The following is a 17,607-nucleotide window of genomic DNA, read 5'->3' on the forward strand; positions in this document are numbered from 1 at the left end:
GCTGACGGGCGCATCCTTCCGCCGGAATTGAACGACTGCCAATAGAGTCGGCGCATGACCGACTGGCGGACGTGGGTGCCCGAGCGACTGACCTACCCCGAGGTGCCCGTCGGGGCGCTGCTCGACGGCGCCGCACGCCGCTACGGCGACCGCGTCGCCTTCTCCCACCACGGCCGGACGCTGTCGTTCACCGGGCTCTGGCGGGCCGCGTGCGGTCTCGCCCACGACCTGCACGCCCGCGGCGTCGTGCCGGGCGACGTCGTCGGCGTGCACCTGCCCAACGTGCTGTCCTACCCCGTCGCCTACTACGGGATCCTGCTGGCCGGGGCCACGTTCACCCCGGTGAGCCCGCAGCTGCCCGCCGAGGGTGTCGCGGGCCAGCTCGCCGACGCGCGGGCCGTCGCGGTGATCGGGATGCAGGACACCGGGTCCGGGGTGCCGCTGGTGCCCACCGACGGCGTCACGGTCGCCGACGGCGGGGAGGCCGACGAGGCTCCGGTGGTCGACGTCGACCCCGGCGTCGCCCGCGCCCACCTCGCCTACACCGGCGGCACCACCGGCAGCCCGAAGGGCGTGGTGCTCACCCACGCGAACGTGGTCACCAACGTGCTCCAGTACGCCTGCCACGGCAGCGGGTCGCGCCCGGCGCTCGGGCTCGCCGGCGACGTCGGCCTCGAGCAGGTCGGGCCGCCCGAGGAGTGGCCGGTCCGCCTCGGTGAGGGCACCGGCATCGCGGTCGCCCCGTGGTTCCACGCGATGGGGACGATCGGCGGGATCGGGGTCGCCGTGGTGTCGGGGGCGACGAGCATCGTCCACGAGCGCTTCGACCCGGCCCGGCTGCTCGCCGACGTCGAGACCCACCGGGCGACGACGATCTCGGGCGCGCCGCCGCTGTTCCACGCCCTGCTCGCCCACCCCGAGGCCGCGGGCCGCGACCTCACCTCGGTGCGCACCGTGACCTCGGGTGCGGCGCCGATGCCGGTCGCGCTGGCGCGGCGCATCGCCGAGCGCATGCCCGAGGCCGTCATCGTCGAGGGCTACGGGATGACCGAGGCGACCATGGGCCTGACGATGGGGGCGACCGCCCGCTCGGCGCACCGCCGTATCGGCACCGTCGGCGTCCCGGTGCCCGACACCACGATCGTGGTCGGCCCGACCCCCGGCGAGCCGGCCGGCGTGGGGGAGGCCGGCGAGGTGTGGGCGCGGGGCCCGCAGGTGATGGCCGGCTACCTCGACCGGCCCGAGGCGACCGCGGAGACGCTCGTCGACGGGTGGCTGCGCACCGGCGACATCGGGGTGCTGGGCGAGGACGGCCAGCTCGAGATCGTCGACCGCGCCAAGGACATGCTGCTCTACAAGGGCTACAACGTGTACCCGCGCGAGCTCGAGGAGCTCCTGGTCGCGCGGCCCGAGGTCGCCGCGGCGGCGGTCGTCGGGCGTCCCGACGTCGCGGTCGGCGAGGAGCCGGTGGCCGTCGTCGTCCCCGCGCCGGGCCAGGAGCCCAGCGCCGAGCTCGGGGCCCGGATCGCGACCGCCCTCGACGAGCGGGTGGCGCCGTACAAGCGCCTGCGGGCGGTGCACCTGGTCGACACGCTGCCGGTCTCGGCGGCGGGCAAGGTGCTCAAGCGCGAGCTCCGCGACGGGCTGGGCGGCGCGCTCGGGGAACCCGTCTGGCGTCGTGAGCAGGGCTAGAGTGTCCGCATGGCCCGGATCCGCATCGTGCGCGCCGCCGACGGACGGCAGTGGATGGTGCGCCAGAAGCTCGAGTGGACCGACCCCTCCACGGGCGAGGACTTCGAGCACGACATGCAGGGTGGCCGGCTCGCGGCCATCGGCATCGTCTCGATCATGGGTCTGCTCTGGGTCGCGCTCCTGGCCTGGTGGGCCACGGGCAGCCAGGGCGTCGTCGTCCCGCTGTGGGTCTGGCTGATCCTGCTGCTGATCGTCGGCTTCTTCCCGGGCCGCTGGGTGCTGCGGCGCCCGCGCACGCTGGTCGCCGAGACGCCGGGCGGCTCCGACGGGTCGGCCCCCGAGCGCTGGGTGGGCTGGGTGCGCGGCACCGCGGCCGCCCGCGAGGAGATGATGCAGACGGTGCGCAGCCTGGAGACCCGCGCGACGCCCGCCTACGCCGACAGTCCCCTGCAACCGGTGAGCTAGATGCCCGAGCTGCCCGAGGTCGAGGCCCTCGCCGAGCACCTGCGCACGCACGCGCTCGCCCGGCCCGTCGCGCGCGTCGACGTCGCGAGCATGACGGTGCTCAAGACCTTCGACCCGCCGGTGTCGGCCCTCGTCGGGCGGCTGGTCACGGGGGCGTCGCGGCACGGGAAGTTCCTGGACGTCGAGCTCGAGGACACGCAGCGGAGCGGAGCTGGACCATCGACTCCGCTGCACCTCGTGGTGCACCTGTCGCGGGCCGGCTGGCTGCGCTGGCACGACCAGGCGTCGGCCACCCCGCCGAAGCCCGGCAAGGGGCCCCTGGAGTTCCGGGTGCACCTCGAGACGGTCGGCGGGCCCGGGTTCGACCTCACCGAGGCCGGCACGCAGAAGCGCCTGGCGGTGTACCTCGTCGACGACCCGCAGCAGGTCCCGGGCGTCGCCAAGCTCGGCCCGGACGCGCTGGCGATCTCGCGCGCGGAGTTCGGTGAGCTGCTCGCGGGCCGCACCGAACGGCTGAAGACGCTGCTCGCCGACCAGCAGGTCATCGCCGGCATCGGCAACGCCTACTCCGACGAGATCCTGCACGTCGCGAAGCTCTCGCCGTTCGCCGCGGCCGGCAAGCTCGACACCGAGGCGGTCGACCGGCTGCACACCGCGATGGTCGGCGTGCTCACCGAGGCCGTGGAGCGCGCGGTGGGCCAGGACGCCGCCCGTCTCAAGGGCGAGAAGCGCTCCGGCATGCGCGTGCACGCCCGCACCGGGCTGCCGTGCCCGGTGTGCGGCGACACCGTCCGGGAGGTGTCGTACGCCGAACGGTCGTTCCAGTACTGCCCCACCTGCCAGACGCAGGGTCGCGCGTTGGCGGACCGCCGCCTGTCGCGTCTGGTCAAATAGGTGCCGTGCCCAGCTGGTTGACCGATCCGCGCTTCCTCGCCGCGCTCGGCGTGGTGGTGGCGCTGGTGATCGCGGTCCTGGTGTACCGGCGGGTCAAGCGCCGCAACCAGTTCGCGTCCCCGCTCGAGCGGGCCACCTTCTCCACGCTGCACACGGTGTCGCTGGCGGCGCCCGCGCTGCGCGAGGGCCTCTCGGAGGGCTCGGCGCAGTTCGCGGTGCCCTACCTGCGCACGCTGCTCGACACGGAGGCCCTGTCGATGACCGGGTCGGACTGCGTGCCGCTGGCCTGGGACGGGGAGGCCGAGCACCACAGCCTGGACGTGCGCCAGTACGCCGAGAAGGTCATGCGCACGGGCCGCCAGCAGGTCGCCAGCCGCAAGGACATCGAGTGCGGCTCGCAGGACTGCCCGGTGCGCGGCATCGTCGTCGTGCCGCTCGAGGTCGACGGCAACGTCGCGGGCACGCTGGCCGCGGTCAGCGCCGACACCCCGGGCCCGGTGCTGCTGCGCGCGTCCGCCGAGGTCGCCCGGTACGTCTCCAGCCAGCTGGAGCTCGCCGACCTCGACGAGTCGCGCGCCCGGCTCAACCGCGCCGAGGTCCGGGCGCTGCGCGCGCAGATCTCGCCGCACTTCATCTACAACGCGCTCAACACGGTCGCCTCGTTCATCCGCACCGACCCGGAGCGGGCCCGCGAGCTGCTGATGGAGTTCGCCGACTTCACGCGCTACTCGTTCCGGCAGGCCGGCGAGTACACGACGCTCGCCGACGAGCTCAAGAACATCGACCGCTACCTGGCCCTCGAGCACGCCCGTTTCGGCAACCGGCTGCACGTGAAGGTGCAGGTCGCGCCCGAGGTGCTCTCGGTGGTGCTGCCGTTCCTGGCGCTGCAGCCGCTCGTGGAGAACGCCGTGCGTCACGGCCTGTCCGGCAAGCCGGGCGGGGGCACCGTGTCGCTGACCGCGGAGGACTCGGGCGCCGAGTGCACGATCATCGTCGAGGACGACGGCGTGGGCATGGACCCCAAGGCGCTCACCGAGGAGAACCGCGACGCCCACCTCTCGGGCGCGCACGTCGGCCTCGGCAACGTCGACGACCGCATGCGCTCGGCGTTCGGCCCCGACTACGGCCTGGTGGTCGAGACCGAGCGCGGCGCCGGCACCAAGATCATCCTGCGCGTCCCCAAGTTCCGGGCCGGCGTCCGCGTCTGACCCGCCCGTCGGGGGAGCGAGGGACTCCCCGGCTGCGTGTCAGGCAGCGAGGGACGCCCTCGCTGCGCACCCCGGCCCCCGGTTGATCTCGGCATCACCCGCGCGGCGGCTAGCGTGGAGGTCATGAGCTTGCGTTTCGGCCCCGCCCTGTCCTCGGTCCTGCCCGGTCCGCTCGCGGCCGCCACGGGCCACCGGACGGTCAGCGTGGTCCGCCTGCAGGGCGTGATCGCGGCGACCTCCGGTCCGGTGCCGCGGGCGGTCATCAACATCACCGCCGTCGAGGACGCCCTGCGCCGCGCGTTCACCGCCGACCGCGTCGAGGGCGTCGCCCTGGTGATCAACTCGCCGGGCGGGTCGCCGACGCAGTCCGCGCTGGTCGCCGACCGCATCCGCGGGCTCGCCGAGGAGCACGAGGTCCCCGTGCTGGCGTTCTGCGAGGACGTCGCGGCCTCGGGCGGCTACTGGCTGGCCTGCGCCGCCGACGAGATCTACGCGCACCCGACCTCGCTCGTCGGCTCGATCGGCGTCGTCTCCGGCGGCTTCGGGCTCACCGGCCTGATCGAGCGCTACGGCATCGAGCGGCGGCTGCACACCGCCGGGCAGAACAAGGCGCGCCTCGACCCGTTCCAGCCCGAGAAGGCCGAGGACGTCGAGTGGCTGCTCGGCATGCAGGGCGAGCTGCACGAGATGTTCATCGAGTGGGTGCGGGCACGGCGCGGCGCCGCCCTGGCGGAGACCGACGACCTGTTCACCGGCGAGGTCTGGACCGGCCGCAAGGCCAAGGAGCGCGGCCTGGTCGACGACCTCGGCACCACCCGCGAGGTCCTCGCCCGCCGGTTCCCCGACGCCGAGCCCGTGACGGTCGAGCCGCGCCGCCCGCTGCTCGCGCGCCTCGGTCTCGGGAGCGTGGCGGCGCCGTTCACCGCCCCGAGCGCGGTGGCCGACCCCGTCGGCTCGACCCTCGACTGGATCGAGCACCGCGCGCTGTGGAGCCGCTTCGGGCTCTGAGGCAACGCCGATTCCGCTCCCACGCTCGCCCGGTCGGACCTAGGCTCGGCGGGTCGGGGCCGGAGGAGCGGCCCGCCAGCAGGAGGGGAAGCGGGAGGTGGTGGACCGTGCCGGTCCCCGGCGTCCCGTGGGGCGGACGCGACACCTCGGTCCTGAGCCACGAGCTCATCCACCGGTGGATCCACGACGGCGCCGACCCCGCCGCGCTCGACTCGGCACGCCTGCGCCACGCCGCGCGGGGCGAGGAGCTCCGGGCCGCCGCCCAGCGCCTCGAGCGCGCCCACGGCCAGCTGGGCGCCTCCTGGCGCGGCCGTGACGCCGACGCCGCCGCCTCCCACGTGCGCACGCTCGTCGCGCGCATGAGCCGCCTCGGGGATGCCGTCACGGGGCAGGCCGGCAGCCTCCAGGGGGTGCGCGACGCCCTCGCGCGCGTCCAGTCGCTCGTCGGGCCCCCGCGCGCGCCGGCCCTGCCCGTCCTGGGCAGCTCGCCCGCGACGCCCGGCCTCGCGGGCGCGCTGGCCGCCGGCGGGCCGGCCGACGGGTTCGGGACCTTCCAGGCGGCGCAGGCCGAGGAGCGCGCCGCCCAGGGCGCCTACCGCGCCTACCTGCAGCAGACCGGGCTGGCGGCCCGGGGCACCCCGTCCGCCGTCGACGGGCTCGCCGGGCGCACGTCCGTCGGCGCCGCCCCCGAGGTCGGCGGCGCGGCTCGGGGCGCGATGGCCGGGCCCGGCGCGGTGCCCCCGACCGGCGAGGGCGCGGCCCCGGGTCGGGGTGGGGTCCTCGCGCGGGCCGCAGCGCCCGCGGCCCCGCCCGGCACCCCCGGAGCGCCGGCCGGCGGGGTCCCGCCGGCCCGTCGCGCGGGCGTGGCGCCGGGGGGCGGACCCGGTCCCGGCACGCCGCGGGCCCTCCCGCCCGACGCCGCCCGTCCCGGCACGGTCGGCCGGTTCGTGTCACGGCTGCTCGGCGGGCCCCCCGCGCCGGGCACGCCGGGAGCCCCGCCGGGCGGCGTGCCCGGCCCCGGGGCGCCCGGCCGGCCCGGGACGGGCGCCGGGCCCGGCGGAGCCCGCCCGGGTGCCCCGATGCCCCGTCCCGGCGCGCCGGGGAGCGCCCCGGCGCCGCGGGGTCCCGCCCACCCGGTCGCCCCGACGGCCGCCGACCGCCTCGCGGGCGGCGCGCCCCCCGACCGCCGGCGCGAGGACCGCGAGGACCGCGCGGACCGCGGGCACCGCGACCCCGCCGCCCGCGGCCCGTCCGCCGGCGCCGCGCCGGAGGCACCGGGCCCGGCGGAGGCGGACCGCCCCGACGCGCCGCGGCCGACGGGTCCCTCGCTCGCCGGCCCGGCGGTGGGCGCGGGGGCCCACCCGACCCCCGACGCCGCCCCACCGGCGACCCCGGCCGCCGCGAGCCCCCCGACGAGCCCGCCGACGAGCTCGGACGTGCCGATGATCCCGCCGACCGCGGGCGCGGCCGGCGGCCCGGGGAGCGCCGGCGGGATCCGCCACCCCGAGTACCTCGTCGACGCCGACCCGTGGCGCGACCCGGCCGACGACCCCGACGAGCGGCGCCTCGTCACCCCGCCCGTGATCGGGGAGCAGGACGGCCGGTGAGCGGTGTCGTGCTCGACCGCCACGAGCTGCTCTGGGTCCTCGAGCAGTGCGGGGCCGGGTGGCCCTACCCGCTGCGCCCGGTGCACTGGTCCGCCGAGACCGACGCCGAGGCGCGGCGCCACCGCGCCACCACCGAGCAGGCGCTGCGCGCCCGCGGTCTGCTCGAGCCCGGACCGGCCCGGATGCTGCTCGACGCCGGGCAGGCGGCGGCCGGCTGGGTGTTCGCCGTCGACCTCGTCCGCCGGGACGCGACCGCACCCCTCGCCGCCGTGGCCCTCACCGATGGGCACACCGCGGCGCTGCTCGAGTCCCCCGAGCACGCCCGGGCACCGGTGCGGGTCGCGCCGTGCGCGCCCGACGGGCTCGCCGAGGCGCTGTTCGGCCTGGTCCCGCCGGTGCCGCCCGGCAGCGGCCCGCCGGTCCCCGTGCCGGCGGACGGCCTGCCCGCGGACCTCCCGACCACCGCGCGGACCGCGCGGGCCCGCGACGTCGCCGAGGACCTGCTGGCGTCGGTCACCGCCGTCACGCAGGTCGGCGTGGCCGACCGCCGCGACGGCGTCCCCCGCCGTGTCGCCCCGCCGCTGTGCTGGCTCGACGGACCCCGGGGACGCCACGTGCTGCGTCCGGCCCCGCCGCCCCGTCCGCCCCTGCTGGTTCCGGCAACCGGCGGACAACTGCTGACCGACATCCGTACCGTGCTGACCGACGGGGCCGTGCCGCGTCCGTCCGGAAGGAGCACCGCATGACCGCGCCCGGTGGTGCCGGTGAGGGTGGTGCCGGCGAGGCCGCCATGCGCCCGGACGAGACCCGGGCGTTCGCCGGCAAGGTCGACGCGCTCGAGCAGGGCGTCACCGAGGCGCAGGCGGCGCTCGACGGGCTCGCGGCCGAGTCGCTCGCGGTGGGCACCGGCGAGGACAACGCGGCGATCGCCGCCTGGTACCGCGATCTGGTGACGTCCGACACGGTCCCCGCGGCCCGCACCCTCGCCGCCGAGCTCGCCGAGCTGCGCCGAGCCGTGCGCGAGAGCGCGACCGCGTGGGAGCAGGCCGACGCCGACGCGGCGGCCACCTTCCGGACCGATCCGGGCACCACCTGACCAGCTCCTGGGCGAAGGACCTGTCCGCGAGCCGTCGATCGACCGGCCCAGTCTCTACCCCCCGAACGGGTGGTCCGGACGCGCAACATCCCGGGCGTGCCGCGGCTCGCTGGGTCGACGCGCCGGACCACGGCAGGGTGGCGAGCCGATCGGGTCCTATCGTGGACGCGGGAACCTCGGCTGGGCAGGATGGCGTGGCAGTGAACACGAGTGAGAACGACGGCCTGGTGGTCCTCGCCGTCGACGACGAAGAACCGGCGCTCATGGAGCTCGCCTACCTGCTCGAGCAGGATCAACGGGTGGGCACCGTGTTGCGGGCCTCCGACTCGATCTCGGCCCTGCGGATCCTCACCGGCGGCGACCGGGTCGATCTCGGCGGCTTCTCGGGCGGCACCCCGCCGGCGGGTCTGCCGGCCCCCGCCAAGCAGTCCGACGTGGACGTGCTCTTCCTCGACATCCGCATGCCGGGTCTCGACGGGCTGGAGCTCGCCAACGTGCTGTCCCGCTACGTCATCCCGCCGTCGGTCGTGTTCGTCACCGCGCACGACGACCGCGCGGTCGAGGCGTTCGACGTCGGCGCGGTCGACTACCTGCTCAAGCCGCTGCGCCCGGAGCGTCTCTACGCGTCGCTGTCGCGGATCCTGTCCTCGCGCGGCACCACCGTGCCGGTGGAGCCCGCCACCGACGAGGAGAGCGACGACGAGGTGATCCCCGTCGAGCTCGCCGGCACCACCAAGCTGGTGCAGCGCTCGACGGTGCGCTGGGTGGAGGCGCAGGGCGACTACGCGCGCCTGCACACCACCGAGGGCAGCCACCTCGTCCGGATCCCGCTCTCGGTGCTCGAGGAGCGCTGGTCCGACGCCGGCTTCGTGCGGATCCACCGCTCCTACCTCGTCGCGCTGCCGCTCATCACCGAGCTGCGCCTGGCCGGCTCGGGATACGTCGTGCGCCTCGGCACCGGCGGCGACGTCGCCGAGCTGCCCGTGAGCCGCCGTCACACCCGCGAGCTCAAGGACCGGCTCGTCCGCTCGACGAAGCAGGCCTGGGGCCGACGATGACCTCCCCCGGCGGTCCGGCGCGGGCCTCGGCGCCCGCGCCGGCGGCCGCCGGGACGGAGCGAGCCGCCGCCGACGGCACGCCCCTGCGCTCGGTCCCGGCCCCGGGAGCGGCGCCCGCCGACGGCCCCGACGACGACACCGAGGACGCCACGGGCGCCGGTGGGGACGGCACGGAGCCTCCGGACGACCCGCCCCGTGACGCCACGGTGGACGACGACGCCGGGGTCCGCGACGGGGCGACGGGCGAGCCGGCGGCCGACGGGTGGCCGGGCCAGGGGCCCGACACCGGCACCGTCGCGCGGTCGCGGCCGTCCCGGTCGCCGCGCGTGGGCACCGGGGTGCCGACCCCGCCCAGCCCCATGAACGCGACCACGGACCCGACCCCCGGCGTCGCGACCGGCCCGCACCCGGCCGGCGCCCCCGACCCGCCGCGCCGCCCGGTCCCCCCGACCTTCCCCTCCCCGGGGCAGCCCCCGCCCGGCGTGGCGCGGCGCCACGGCCGGCACGCCCGGCCCGAGCGCCCCGGCGCCGTGCACACCCCGCCCTCGGGCTACCGGCCCCGGCACGCCGCGCCCGACGCCGAGACCGAGCAGTTCGCGGCGACGCCGGTCACCGGCCCGGGCGGCATCGGGCCGATGCCGCTCACCGCGCAGGACGACGGCCCCGCGGTCGAGGCCCCCGCGACGGAGGGCGACGCCGACGCCGTGGCGGTCACCGCCGACACCCCGATCGCCGCGGCGGCGTCCGGGGGGACCCTGCTGCACACCAGCCCGGGCCTGGTCGTGCCGCCGGTGGCCGACGACGACGGCGGCTCCGACCGCGTCCGGGTCGTGCTGGCCGAGCGCCGCGTGCCGACGCGCGCGGTGCGCACGGTGGCCGAGATCGAGCAGCAGACCGAGACCGGCGAGCTGCTGCTGCGCAACCTCCTGCGCGCGCAGCTCGCGCTCGGGCTGCGCCTGGGGCTGGTCGCGGTGTTCGTGCTCGGCGCGCTGCCGGTGCTGTTCCTCGTGTTCCCCCGCTTCGGCTCGTTCGAGATCGCCGGCGTGACGGTGCCGTGGCTGATCCTCGGCCTCGCGCCCTACCCGTTCATGCTGGCCCTGGCCTGGCTCTACGTGCGGACCGCCGAGCGCAACGAGCTCGACTTCGCCGACAACGTCGAGGACTGAGGCGCCGTGGACCTCGCGGGCATCGTCGCCCTCGTCGCCGTCGTGGTGGTCGGCGTCGTCACGATCGTCATCGGGTCCCTCGGCGTCCGCGTCGCCCGCACCACCGACGACTTCCTCGCCGCGTCGCGGACCGTCGGCACCCGCGCCAACGCCGCCGCCATCTCCGGGCAGTACCTCTCGGCGGCCTCCTTCCTCGGCGTCGCCGGGATCGTGCTCAAGGACGGCGTCGACGGGCTCTGGTACCCCGTCGGGTTCACCGCGGGCTACCTCGCCCTGCTGTTCTTCGTGGCGGCCCCGCTGCGCCGATCCGGGGCGTACACGGTGCCCGACTTCGCCGAGGTGCGGCTCGACTCGTCGCTGCTGCGCACGGTCACGACCTGGTTCGTGGTGCTCATCGGCTGGCTCTACCTGCTGCCGCAGCTGCAGGCGGCCGGGCTGGCCCTCACCGTGCTCACCACCGCGCCGACCTGGGTCGGGGTGGTCGCGGTCGGGCTGGTGGTCACCGCGAGCGTGACCTTCGGCGGGATGCGCTCGATGACCTTCGTCCAGGCGTTCCAGTACTGGCTCAAGCTCACCGCGCTCGCCGTGCCGGCCCTCGTGCTCATCGCCGTGTTCACCCTCGGCCCGCCGCGCGACGACGCGCCCCCGCCCCCGGCGTTCACCGAGGCCACCACGGTCGAGGTGAGCACGCCGGTGACGCTGCGGGTCTCCGCCCCGGTCGACATCGGGGTGCGCGGCGAGGTCGACGGCGCGACCGTCAACGGGCCGGTGTCGTGGGCACCCGGCCTGCACACCGTCGACGCCGGGACGTCGCTGCGCTTCCCGGCGGGGTCCGCGGTCCCCGTCGTGGCCGACGCCGACGCCGACGGCGCGTCCTGGTCGGCGCCGCTGACCGGGTTCGGCGAGGACGGTCACTCGCTGCTCGCGACGTACTCCCTGATCCTTGCGCTGCTGCTGGGCACGATGGGCCTGCCGCACGTGCTCGTGCGCTTCTACACGAACCCGGACGGGCGAGCGGCCCGGCGGACCACGGTGGTCGTGCTCGCGATGCTGGGCGGGTTCTACCTGCTGCCCGTGGTGCTCGGCGTGCTCTCGCGCTTCTACGTGCCGCAGCTCCTGGTCACCGGACAGACCGACGCGGCCGTGCTCCTGCTGCCCACGGCGGCGCTCCCGGGGTGGGCCGGCATCGCGCTCGCGGCCCTCGTCGCGGCCGGCGCGTTCGCCGCCTTCCTGTCCACCTCGTCCGGATTGTTGCTCTCCGTCGCCGGTGTGCTCTCCACGGACCTGCTGCCCCGCCGTCTGGGTGACTTCCGGATCGCGGCCCACGTGGCCGGCGCGGTCCCGATCGTTGCCGCGCTGGGCGCCACCCGGCTGGACTTCTCCCTCACCGTGTCCCTGGCGTTCGCCCTCGCCGCCTCCACCTTCTGCCCGCTGCTCGTACTCGGCATCTGGTGGAAGGGACTCACCGACCGGGGGGCCGTCATCGGGATGCTCGTCGGTGGCGGGGTGGCCGTGGCGGCGGTCGGGTCGACCCTCGCCGGGGTGGCGCCGCCGGGGTGGGCCGGCGTGCTCCTCGCACGTCCGGCCATCGTCACCGTGCCCCTGACGTTCCTCGTGATGGTGCTGGTCAGCCGCGCGACGCCGCACCGCGTGCCCGCCAACACCGGGCGCACGCTGCTGCGGTTGCACGCTCCCGAGCGCCTCGGCCTCGGGGACGCCCGGCGTGGCGCGCGTCCATCCGGCTGATCAGGCGGTCCCGTGCCGTAACCTCCCGCCGACGCTGTGTGAAGGAACACCGCACGGCGTGACGAGCGGGAACGATTCGGACGAACCGGAGGATCGGCTGGATGTCGCGATCCGTGCACCCGAGTGAGATCGCTGTGAGTAGTCACTCAAACGGGCTAATCGACGTGACGCACGGCGGTTTAAGGTTCGGCCCGATCGTGACGACGACGGACGACCACGCGGAGATCTCGTGAGTGCCACCGACGACAGTCCAGGTGGGTCGAGCGCGCTCGACGCCACCCCATCCGCCTACCAGGAGGTCCAGCGCTCGCCGGAGTTCGCCTCGCTGCGGCGCCGCTGGCGCGGCTTCATCTTCACGATGAGCGCGATCTTCCTGGGCTGGTTCCTGGTCTACGTCCTGCTGTCCGACTTCGCCCACGGCCTGGTCGACATCCGGATCGGCGGCACCAACTTCACGGTCGGTCTGCTGCTGGGCCTGCTGCAGTTCGTGTCCACGTTCACCATCGCGACGATCTATGTCCGCTTCGCCAACAAGAACCTCGACGACGACGCCGAGGCGCTCAAGCGGCGCGTGGAGGAGAAGCTGTGAACACGCAGATCGGGAGCCCGGCGCTCAACATCGGGATCTTCGGGCTCTTCGTCGTGGTGACCCTGCTGATCGTCTACCGCGTCAGCAAGGCCTCGAACACGGCGTCGGACTACTACGCCGCCGGCAGCTCGTTCACCGGGCCGCAGAACGGCATCGCGATCTCCGGGGACTACCTCTCCGCGGCCTCGTTCCTCGGGATCGCCGGCGCCATCGCGGTCAACGGCTACGACGGCTTCCTGTACTCGATCGGCTTCCTCGTCGCCTGGCTGACGGCCCTGCTGCTGGTGGCCGAGCTGCTGCGCAACGTCGGCCGCTTCACCATGGGCGACGTCCTGAGCTTCCGCATGCGCCAGCGCCCGATCCGGGCCGCGGCCGCGGTGTCGACGCTGCTGGTGTCGTTCTTCTACCTGCTGGCCCAGATGGCCGGCGCCGGCGGTCTCATCTCGCTGTTGCTCGGCGTCAAGAACACGCCCGGCACCCCGTTCGACGGCCAGTCGCTGGTCATCGCCGTGGTCGGCATCCTGATGGTCATCTACGTGCTCTACGGCGGCATGCGCGGCACCACGTGGGTGCAGATCATCAAGGCTGCGCTGCTGGTGGTCGGCGCCGCGGTCATGACCGTCTGGGTGCTCGGCCTCTACGGCTTCAACCTCTCGGGCCTGCTCGGCAGCGCCGTCGAGAACACCGGCAAGCAGCTGCTCGACGCCGGCAACCAGTACGGCAAGACGCTCACCACGAAGATCGACTTCCTGTCGCTGGCGATCGCCCTCGTGCTCGGCACCGCGGGCCTGCCGCACATCCTCATGCGCTTCTACACCGTGCCCACGGCCAAGGAGGCCCGGCGCTCGGTGCAGTGGGCCATCTGGATCATCGGCATCTTCTACCTGTTCACCCTGGTGATCGGGTACGGCGCGGCCGCCCTGCTCCCGCGGGGGACGCTCTCCTCGGCCAACGTCAACGACGCGGCCCCGCTGCTGGCCTTCCAGATCGGCGGCACCCTGTTGCTCGGCATCATCGCCGCGATCGCCTTCGCGACGATCCTCGCCGTCGTCGCCGGGCTGACCATCACCGCGGCGGCCTCGTTCGCGCACGACATCTACGCGAACGTGATCAAGGAGGGGAGCCCCGAGCCGGGCATGGAGGTCAAGGTGGCCCGCCGCACAGCCCTGGTGGTCGGCATCGTGGCCATCGTCGGCGGCATCCTGGCCAACGGCCAGAACATCGCCTTCCTCGTCGCCCTGGCGTTCGCCGTGGCCGCGTCGGCGAACCTGCCGACCCTGCTGTACTCGCTGTTCTGGAAGAGGTTCAACACCACCGGGGCCCTGTTCAGCATCTACGGCGGCCTGGCGATCTGCATCCTGCTGATCATCTTCTCGCCGGTGGTGTCGGGCGGGCCGACCTCGATCTTCGGCGAGAGCGTCGACTTCGCGATCTTCCCGTTGCAGAACCCGGGCATCGTGTCGATCCCGCTGTCGTTCCTGCTCGGCGTGATCGGCACCTACATCGGCTCGCGCGAGCCGGTGAACGAGGCGAAGTTCTCCGAGATGGAGGTCCGGTCGATGACCGGCGCGGGCGCCTCCGGCGCCGTCGACCACTAGGTCGCTCCCGCACGCCCCGGAGCCCGCCTGTCCCGTCGGGGGAGGCGGGCTCCGGCACGTCCGGGCGAGGTGTCGGGCTGCACTGCGTGCTTCACGGCCCTCGTGATGGGATGGAGGGCGTGCGCCACCCCGGACTCCCCTCGGTCGGCCCCGGCGACATCCCGCCGGGCGCCACGCTGCTCGACGTGCGCGAGGACGACGAGTGGGCCGCGGGCCACGCGCCGGGCGCGGTGCACCTGCCGATGTCACAGATCACCGCCCGCCTCGACGAGGTCCCCGCAGGCCCGCTCGCCGTCGTGTGCAAGGTCGGGGGCCGGTCGGCGCAGGTGACGGCGTTCCTCGCGCAGCGCGGGCACGAGGTCGTCAACGTCACCGGCGGCATGCTGGCGTGGGAGGCCGAGGGCCGGCCGATGACCGCCGAGGGCGCCGGCCCGGCGGCGGTGATCTGAGGAAGGGTCGACCGTGATCTGTCCGCGGTGCGGGCGGCCCCAGCCGCCGCCGGACTCGCCGGGTGCGCCCCGCGCGGGGGCGACGCGCTACTGCGTGCACTGCGGCCGGGTCCTCGCGGGCGTGCGGTGGGTGGCGCTGCCGCCCGACGCGCTGCGCCCGCGCGAGCCGCGTCGCGCCCGCCGTCCCTACGCCGGGCCCCCGCGCTACGCCGCGACCCCCCGCTGGAGCCTGCGGACCTGGATGCCCGCCCCGGAGCCGGGCCCCGAGGGGGCGCTGCCCGCCCCGCCGCCGCGGGCTCCCGAGGAGGTGCTGCGCCGCACCGCCGAGCTGCTCGTGCGGGTGGCGACGGTGACGCTCGCGCTCGCGGGCCTGGGCGCGCTGGCCGAGGCGTGGCGCTACGGGCTGCTCGTGGCCAGCCGCAGCGCGGCGCTGTCGTCGGGCCCGCTGGCCGTCTCGGACGCGCTCGTCACGCTGGTCGGACTGCTCGCGCCGGTGGCGGCGCTGGCGACCGGGGCGCTGTTCCTGCGCTGGCTGCACCTCGGCCGGGAGGTCGCCGCGGCGTACTCCGGGACGCGACCGGCGCGGCGGATGTGGGCGGTCGTCGTCGGCAGCGTCCTGCCCAGCCCGAACCTCACCGTGCCCGGCGCCGCGCTCACCGAGCTCGAGCACACCGCCTCGGCGCTGCCCGCGGACGCGCGCCCGTGGCCGTCGGTGCCGGTGCTGCGCTGGTGGGTCGCGTGGGACGCGAGCGTCGTGCTCGGCCTGGCGGCGGTGCTGCGGGGCCTCGGCGAGAGCACCCAGGCGCTCGCCGACTCGGTGCTCCTGCACGCGATCGCCGACGTCGCGGCGGCGCTCGCGGCGTGGGCGACCGTCCGCGTCGTCGCCCACCTCACCGAGCTGCTCGCGCCCGAGCTGCGGCCCGCCGGGCGCGAGGCCGTGGTGGGGGTGGCGCCGGCCGATGCGGGTGCCGACTCCGGAGCCGACTCCGGGGCCGACTCCGGGACCGGCTCCGGGGCCGACTCCGGGGCCGAGTCCGGGGCCGACTCCGGGGTCGAGGCGTCAGGCGCTGCTGCCGAGGATCGCGTTGCCGCCGGCGGCGGGCGGAGCGGTGGGGTCGGCACCGAGGTCGGGTGACATCTCGCGGGCGACGAAGTCCTCGACGTGGAAGAGGTTGTCGCCGGCGCGGCGCACGATGCGCAGGAGTGTGGTCATGGAGGCGACCTCCTCGACCTGCTCCTTGAGGTACCACTGCATGAACTGCTCGCCCAGGTAGTCGCCCTCGTCGCGCGCGGTGCGGGCCAGCGTGGCGATCTGCTCGGTGACCGTGCGCTCCTGGTTCAGCACCAGCTCGACGACCTCCTCGACCGAGCTGAACTCGGCGCGGACGTCGTCGATGCCCGGGATGCTCACCGGCAGGTCGTTGTCGAGCAGGAACTGCACGATGCCCATCGCGTGGTTGCGCTCCTCGAGCGCCTGCGCGTAGAAGTGCGCCGCGAGCTGGGGCAGGTCGAGGTCGTCGCAGTACACGGCGACGGCGGTGTACTGCTGCGAGGCGGTGAATTCGTTGCGGATCTGTGCCCGCAGCAGCTCGTGGAACTTCGACTCCGGTGCGGACATGTGTCCGAGTCTAGGCGGTCACATCCGGGCCGATCGCCGTCCGTGACGGCTGCCATGGCGCTGGGAGGGCACGGCGTCCTCGGTGGCGGCGACCGGGATCGCCCCCGTCCAGCCGAACTGCTCGGTGTGGATCCGCGCGTCGGGCACGCCGAGCTGCTCGAGCGCGGCCAGCGAGCCCGCGAGCACCGAGGGGGAGCCGCACACGAAGTAGTCGAGCTCCCGGTGTGCGCCCGGCTCCGGGGGCAGGATCTCCGCGAGCAGCTCGGCGTCGATGCGGCGTCCCTCGGTGCGGGTGACGCGCAGGTCGAGGCGCCGCGCGAGGGCGGTGAGCTCGTCGGCGAACAGCGGCTCGGTGCCGCGCTCGGCGAGGACCAGGCGGTGGGTGCGGGTGTCGCCGCTGTCGGCGAGCGTGCGCAGCATGCTCATCATCGGCGTGATGCCGACGCCGCCGGCGAGCAGCACCAGGCCCGCCGCGTCGGGGGCGGCCTCGTCGGTGAACGAGCCGTGCGGGCCGTCGAGCCACACCTTGCTGCCGGTGCGCAGCGTCGAGAGCAGGCCGGAGAAGTCGCCCTGGTCGCGGACGGTGAGCTCGAGGCGGCCGGTGACGCGGGCGCTCGAGGCGATGGTGAAGGGGTGCTCCTCGGTGCCCACCACCGCGCGCTTGAGGCGCAGCCACACGAACTGGCCGGGCGCGAAGCGCAGGCCGCCGCGGCGCAGGTGCACGGGGGCGAGCACCAGCGTGCTGACCGTCGGGCTCTCGCGGCGCACCCCGTAGACCACGTAGGCGCCCTGGCGGGAGAACAGCGGCCGCCACACCCAGCGGTGGGCGAGCACGCCGAGCAGCGCCAGGGCCAGCGCGGAGAGCACGAGGCGCATGACGGGGTCGGTGACGAGGTTGCCGAGCCAGAACACGTGCAGGCCGGCGAGGACGAGCGCGGCGGCGGCGAGCAGGACGTGCAGGCGCGCCCAGATCTCGTAGCGCGCCCCGGGGCGCCGGCCGCGGACCGCGACCAGCCCGACCAGCAGCAGCGCCGCGACCGAGGTCCAGCCGGCCTTCGCCGCCGAGGTCGCCTCGAACGGGTTGAGCAGCTGCGGGTGGCTCGCGATCGCGACGCTCAGGTGCAGCACGACCAGCACGATGGCGAGGGTGCCGAGCCAGCGGTGCAGGCCCAGGACCTTCTCGACACCGAAGGCGCGGGTCAGCGAGCGCACGCGGGAGGGCACGACGACGACCACGATGAGCAGGCTCAGGGCGAGCAGACCGAGCCCGACCGAGAGCATGCCGACCACCGACGTCCCGCCCGCCCGCGAGGCCATGAGGACCACCGGGACCACCACGAGGGCGGCGAGCGCCGCGATCCAGAGCGCACGAGTCAGCTTTGCCGGCACGGCGCGGAACGGTAGGCAGCGTGG

At 75.3% G+C, this 17,607-nt stretch carries 17 protein-coding genes; 15 read left to right on the forward strand and 2 right to left on the reverse strand.

The genetic code is table 11. From position 1 onward, the window contains the following. The first annotated feature begins 54 nt into the window (after positions 1 to 54). The 15 genes from PHK61_RS29925 to PHK61_RS29995 all read left to right on the forward strand — a co-directional run bounded on the left by PHK61_RS29925 (position 55) and on the right by PHK61_RS29995 (position 15,711). A complete protein-coding gene (locus tag PHK61_RS29925; protein WP_274284686.1) occupies positions 55 to 1,692 on the forward strand; it encodes a class I adenylate-forming enzyme family protein in 1,638 nt (545 codons plus the stop codon). 9 nt (positions 1,693 to 1,701) lie between these two features. Beyond that, positions 1,702 to 2,157 carry a hypothetical protein gene (locus tag PHK61_RS29930; RefSeq protein ID WP_274284687.1) on the forward strand — a complete coding sequence of 152 codons (456 nt, stop codon included), beginning with the start codon at positions 1,702 to 1,704 and terminating at the stop codon, positions 2,155 to 2,157. After that, entirely contained in the window at positions 2,158 to 3,051 is an 894-nt protein-coding gene (locus PHK61_RS29935; protein ID WP_274284688.1) for an Fpg/Nei family DNA glycosylase, read from the forward strand. 5 nt (positions 3,052 to 3,056) lie between these two features. Then, positions 3,057 to 4,259 carry a histidine kinase gene (locus PHK61_RS29940; RefSeq protein WP_274284689.1) on the forward strand — a complete coding sequence of 401 codons (1,203 nt, stop codon included), beginning with the start codon at positions 3,057 to 3,059 and terminating at the stop codon, positions 4,257 to 4,259. Between the two features lie 123 nt (positions 4,260 to 4,382). Then, on the forward strand, positions 4,383 to 5,267 hold the full coding sequence (locus tag PHK61_RS29945) for a S49 family peptidase (protein ID WP_274284690.1): 885 nt from the start codon (positions 4,383 to 4,385) through the stop codon (positions 5,265 to 5,267). A gap of 107 nt (positions 5,268 to 5,374) precedes the next feature. Continuing rightward, positions 5,375 to 6,874, forward strand: coding sequence for a hypothetical protein (locus PHK61_RS29950; protein WP_274284691.1), 1,500 nt, complete (start codon positions 5,375 to 5,377; stop codon positions 6,872 to 6,874). Beyond that, positions 6,871 to 7,620, forward strand: coding sequence for an ESX secretion-associated protein EspG (locus PHK61_RS29955; RefSeq protein WP_274284692.1), 750 nt, complete (start codon positions 6,871 to 6,873; stop codon positions 7,618 to 7,620). Before PHK61_RS29950 ends, PHK61_RS29955 begins: the two co-directional genes overlap by 4 nt. Continuing rightward, entirely contained in the window at positions 7,617 to 7,970 is a 354-nt protein-coding gene (locus tag PHK61_RS29960) for a WXG100 family type VII secretion target (protein ID WP_274284693.1), read from the forward strand. The genes PHK61_RS29955 and PHK61_RS29960 overlap by 4 nt, the downstream gene beginning before the upstream one ends. 200 nt (positions 7,971 to 8,170) lie before the next feature. Next, entirely contained in the window at positions 8,171 to 9,028 is an 858-nt protein-coding gene (locus PHK61_RS29965; protein ID WP_133826645.1) for a LytR/AlgR family response regulator transcription factor, read from the forward strand. Continuing rightward, positions 9,025 to 10,194, forward strand: coding sequence for a DUF485 domain-containing protein (locus PHK61_RS29970; RefSeq protein WP_274284694.1), 1,170 nt, complete (start codon positions 9,025 to 9,027; stop codon positions 10,192 to 10,194). Before PHK61_RS29965 ends, PHK61_RS29970 begins: the two co-directional genes overlap by 4 nt. 6 nt (positions 10,195 to 10,200) lie before the next feature. Further along, positions 10,201 to 11,940 carry a sodium/solute symporter gene (locus PHK61_RS29975; protein ID WP_274284695.1) on the forward strand — a complete coding sequence of 580 codons (1,740 nt, stop codon included), beginning with the start codon at positions 10,201 to 10,203 and terminating at the stop codon, positions 11,938 to 11,940. Positions 11,941 to 12,169: 229 nt separating this feature from the next. Then, positions 12,170 to 12,529: a DUF485 domain-containing protein gene (locus tag PHK61_RS29980; protein WP_274284696.1), complete on the forward strand. Its 360-nt coding sequence runs from the start codon at positions 12,170 to 12,172 to the stop codon at positions 12,527 to 12,529. Beyond that, positions 12,526 to 14,127, forward strand: a complete 1,602-nt coding sequence (locus PHK61_RS29985) for a solute symporter family protein (RefSeq protein ID WP_274284697.1) — start codon at positions 12,526 to 12,528, stop codon at positions 14,125 to 14,127. The genes PHK61_RS29980 and PHK61_RS29985 overlap by 4 nt, the downstream gene beginning before the upstream one ends. 110 nt (positions 14,128 to 14,237) lie before the next feature. Next, entirely contained in the window at positions 14,238 to 14,576 is a 339-nt protein-coding gene (locus tag PHK61_RS29990; RefSeq protein ID WP_274284698.1) for a rhodanese-like domain-containing protein, read from the forward strand. A gap of 13 nt (positions 14,577 to 14,589) precedes the next feature. Continuing rightward, positions 14,590 to 15,711, forward strand: a complete 1,122-nt coding sequence (locus PHK61_RS29995) for a DUF4328 domain-containing protein (RefSeq protein ID WP_274284699.1) — start codon at positions 14,590 to 14,592, stop codon at positions 15,709 to 15,711. On the opposite strand, the gene PHK61_RS30000 is transcribed toward PHK61_RS29995, so the two are convergent. Both PHK61_RS30000 and PHK61_RS30005 read right to left on the reverse strand, forming a co-directional pair. Beyond that, entirely contained in the window at positions 15,637 to 16,194 is a 558-nt protein-coding gene (locus tag PHK61_RS30000) for a ferritin (protein ID WP_274284700.1), read from the reverse strand. The genes PHK61_RS29995 and PHK61_RS30000 overlap by 75 nt on opposite strands. A gap of 18 nt (positions 16,195 to 16,212) precedes the next feature. Continuing rightward, entirely contained in the window at positions 16,213 to 17,583 is a 1,371-nt protein-coding gene (locus tag PHK61_RS30005; protein WP_274284701.1) for a ferredoxin reductase family protein, read from the reverse strand. Positions 17,584 to 17,607 lie beyond the last annotated feature (24 nt).

It is taken from the genome of Actinomycetospora lutea, from assembly GCF_028737205.1.
Classification (GTDB): Bacteria; Actinomycetota; Actinomycetes; order Mycobacteriales; family Pseudonocardiaceae; genus Actinomycetospora; species Actinomycetospora lutea.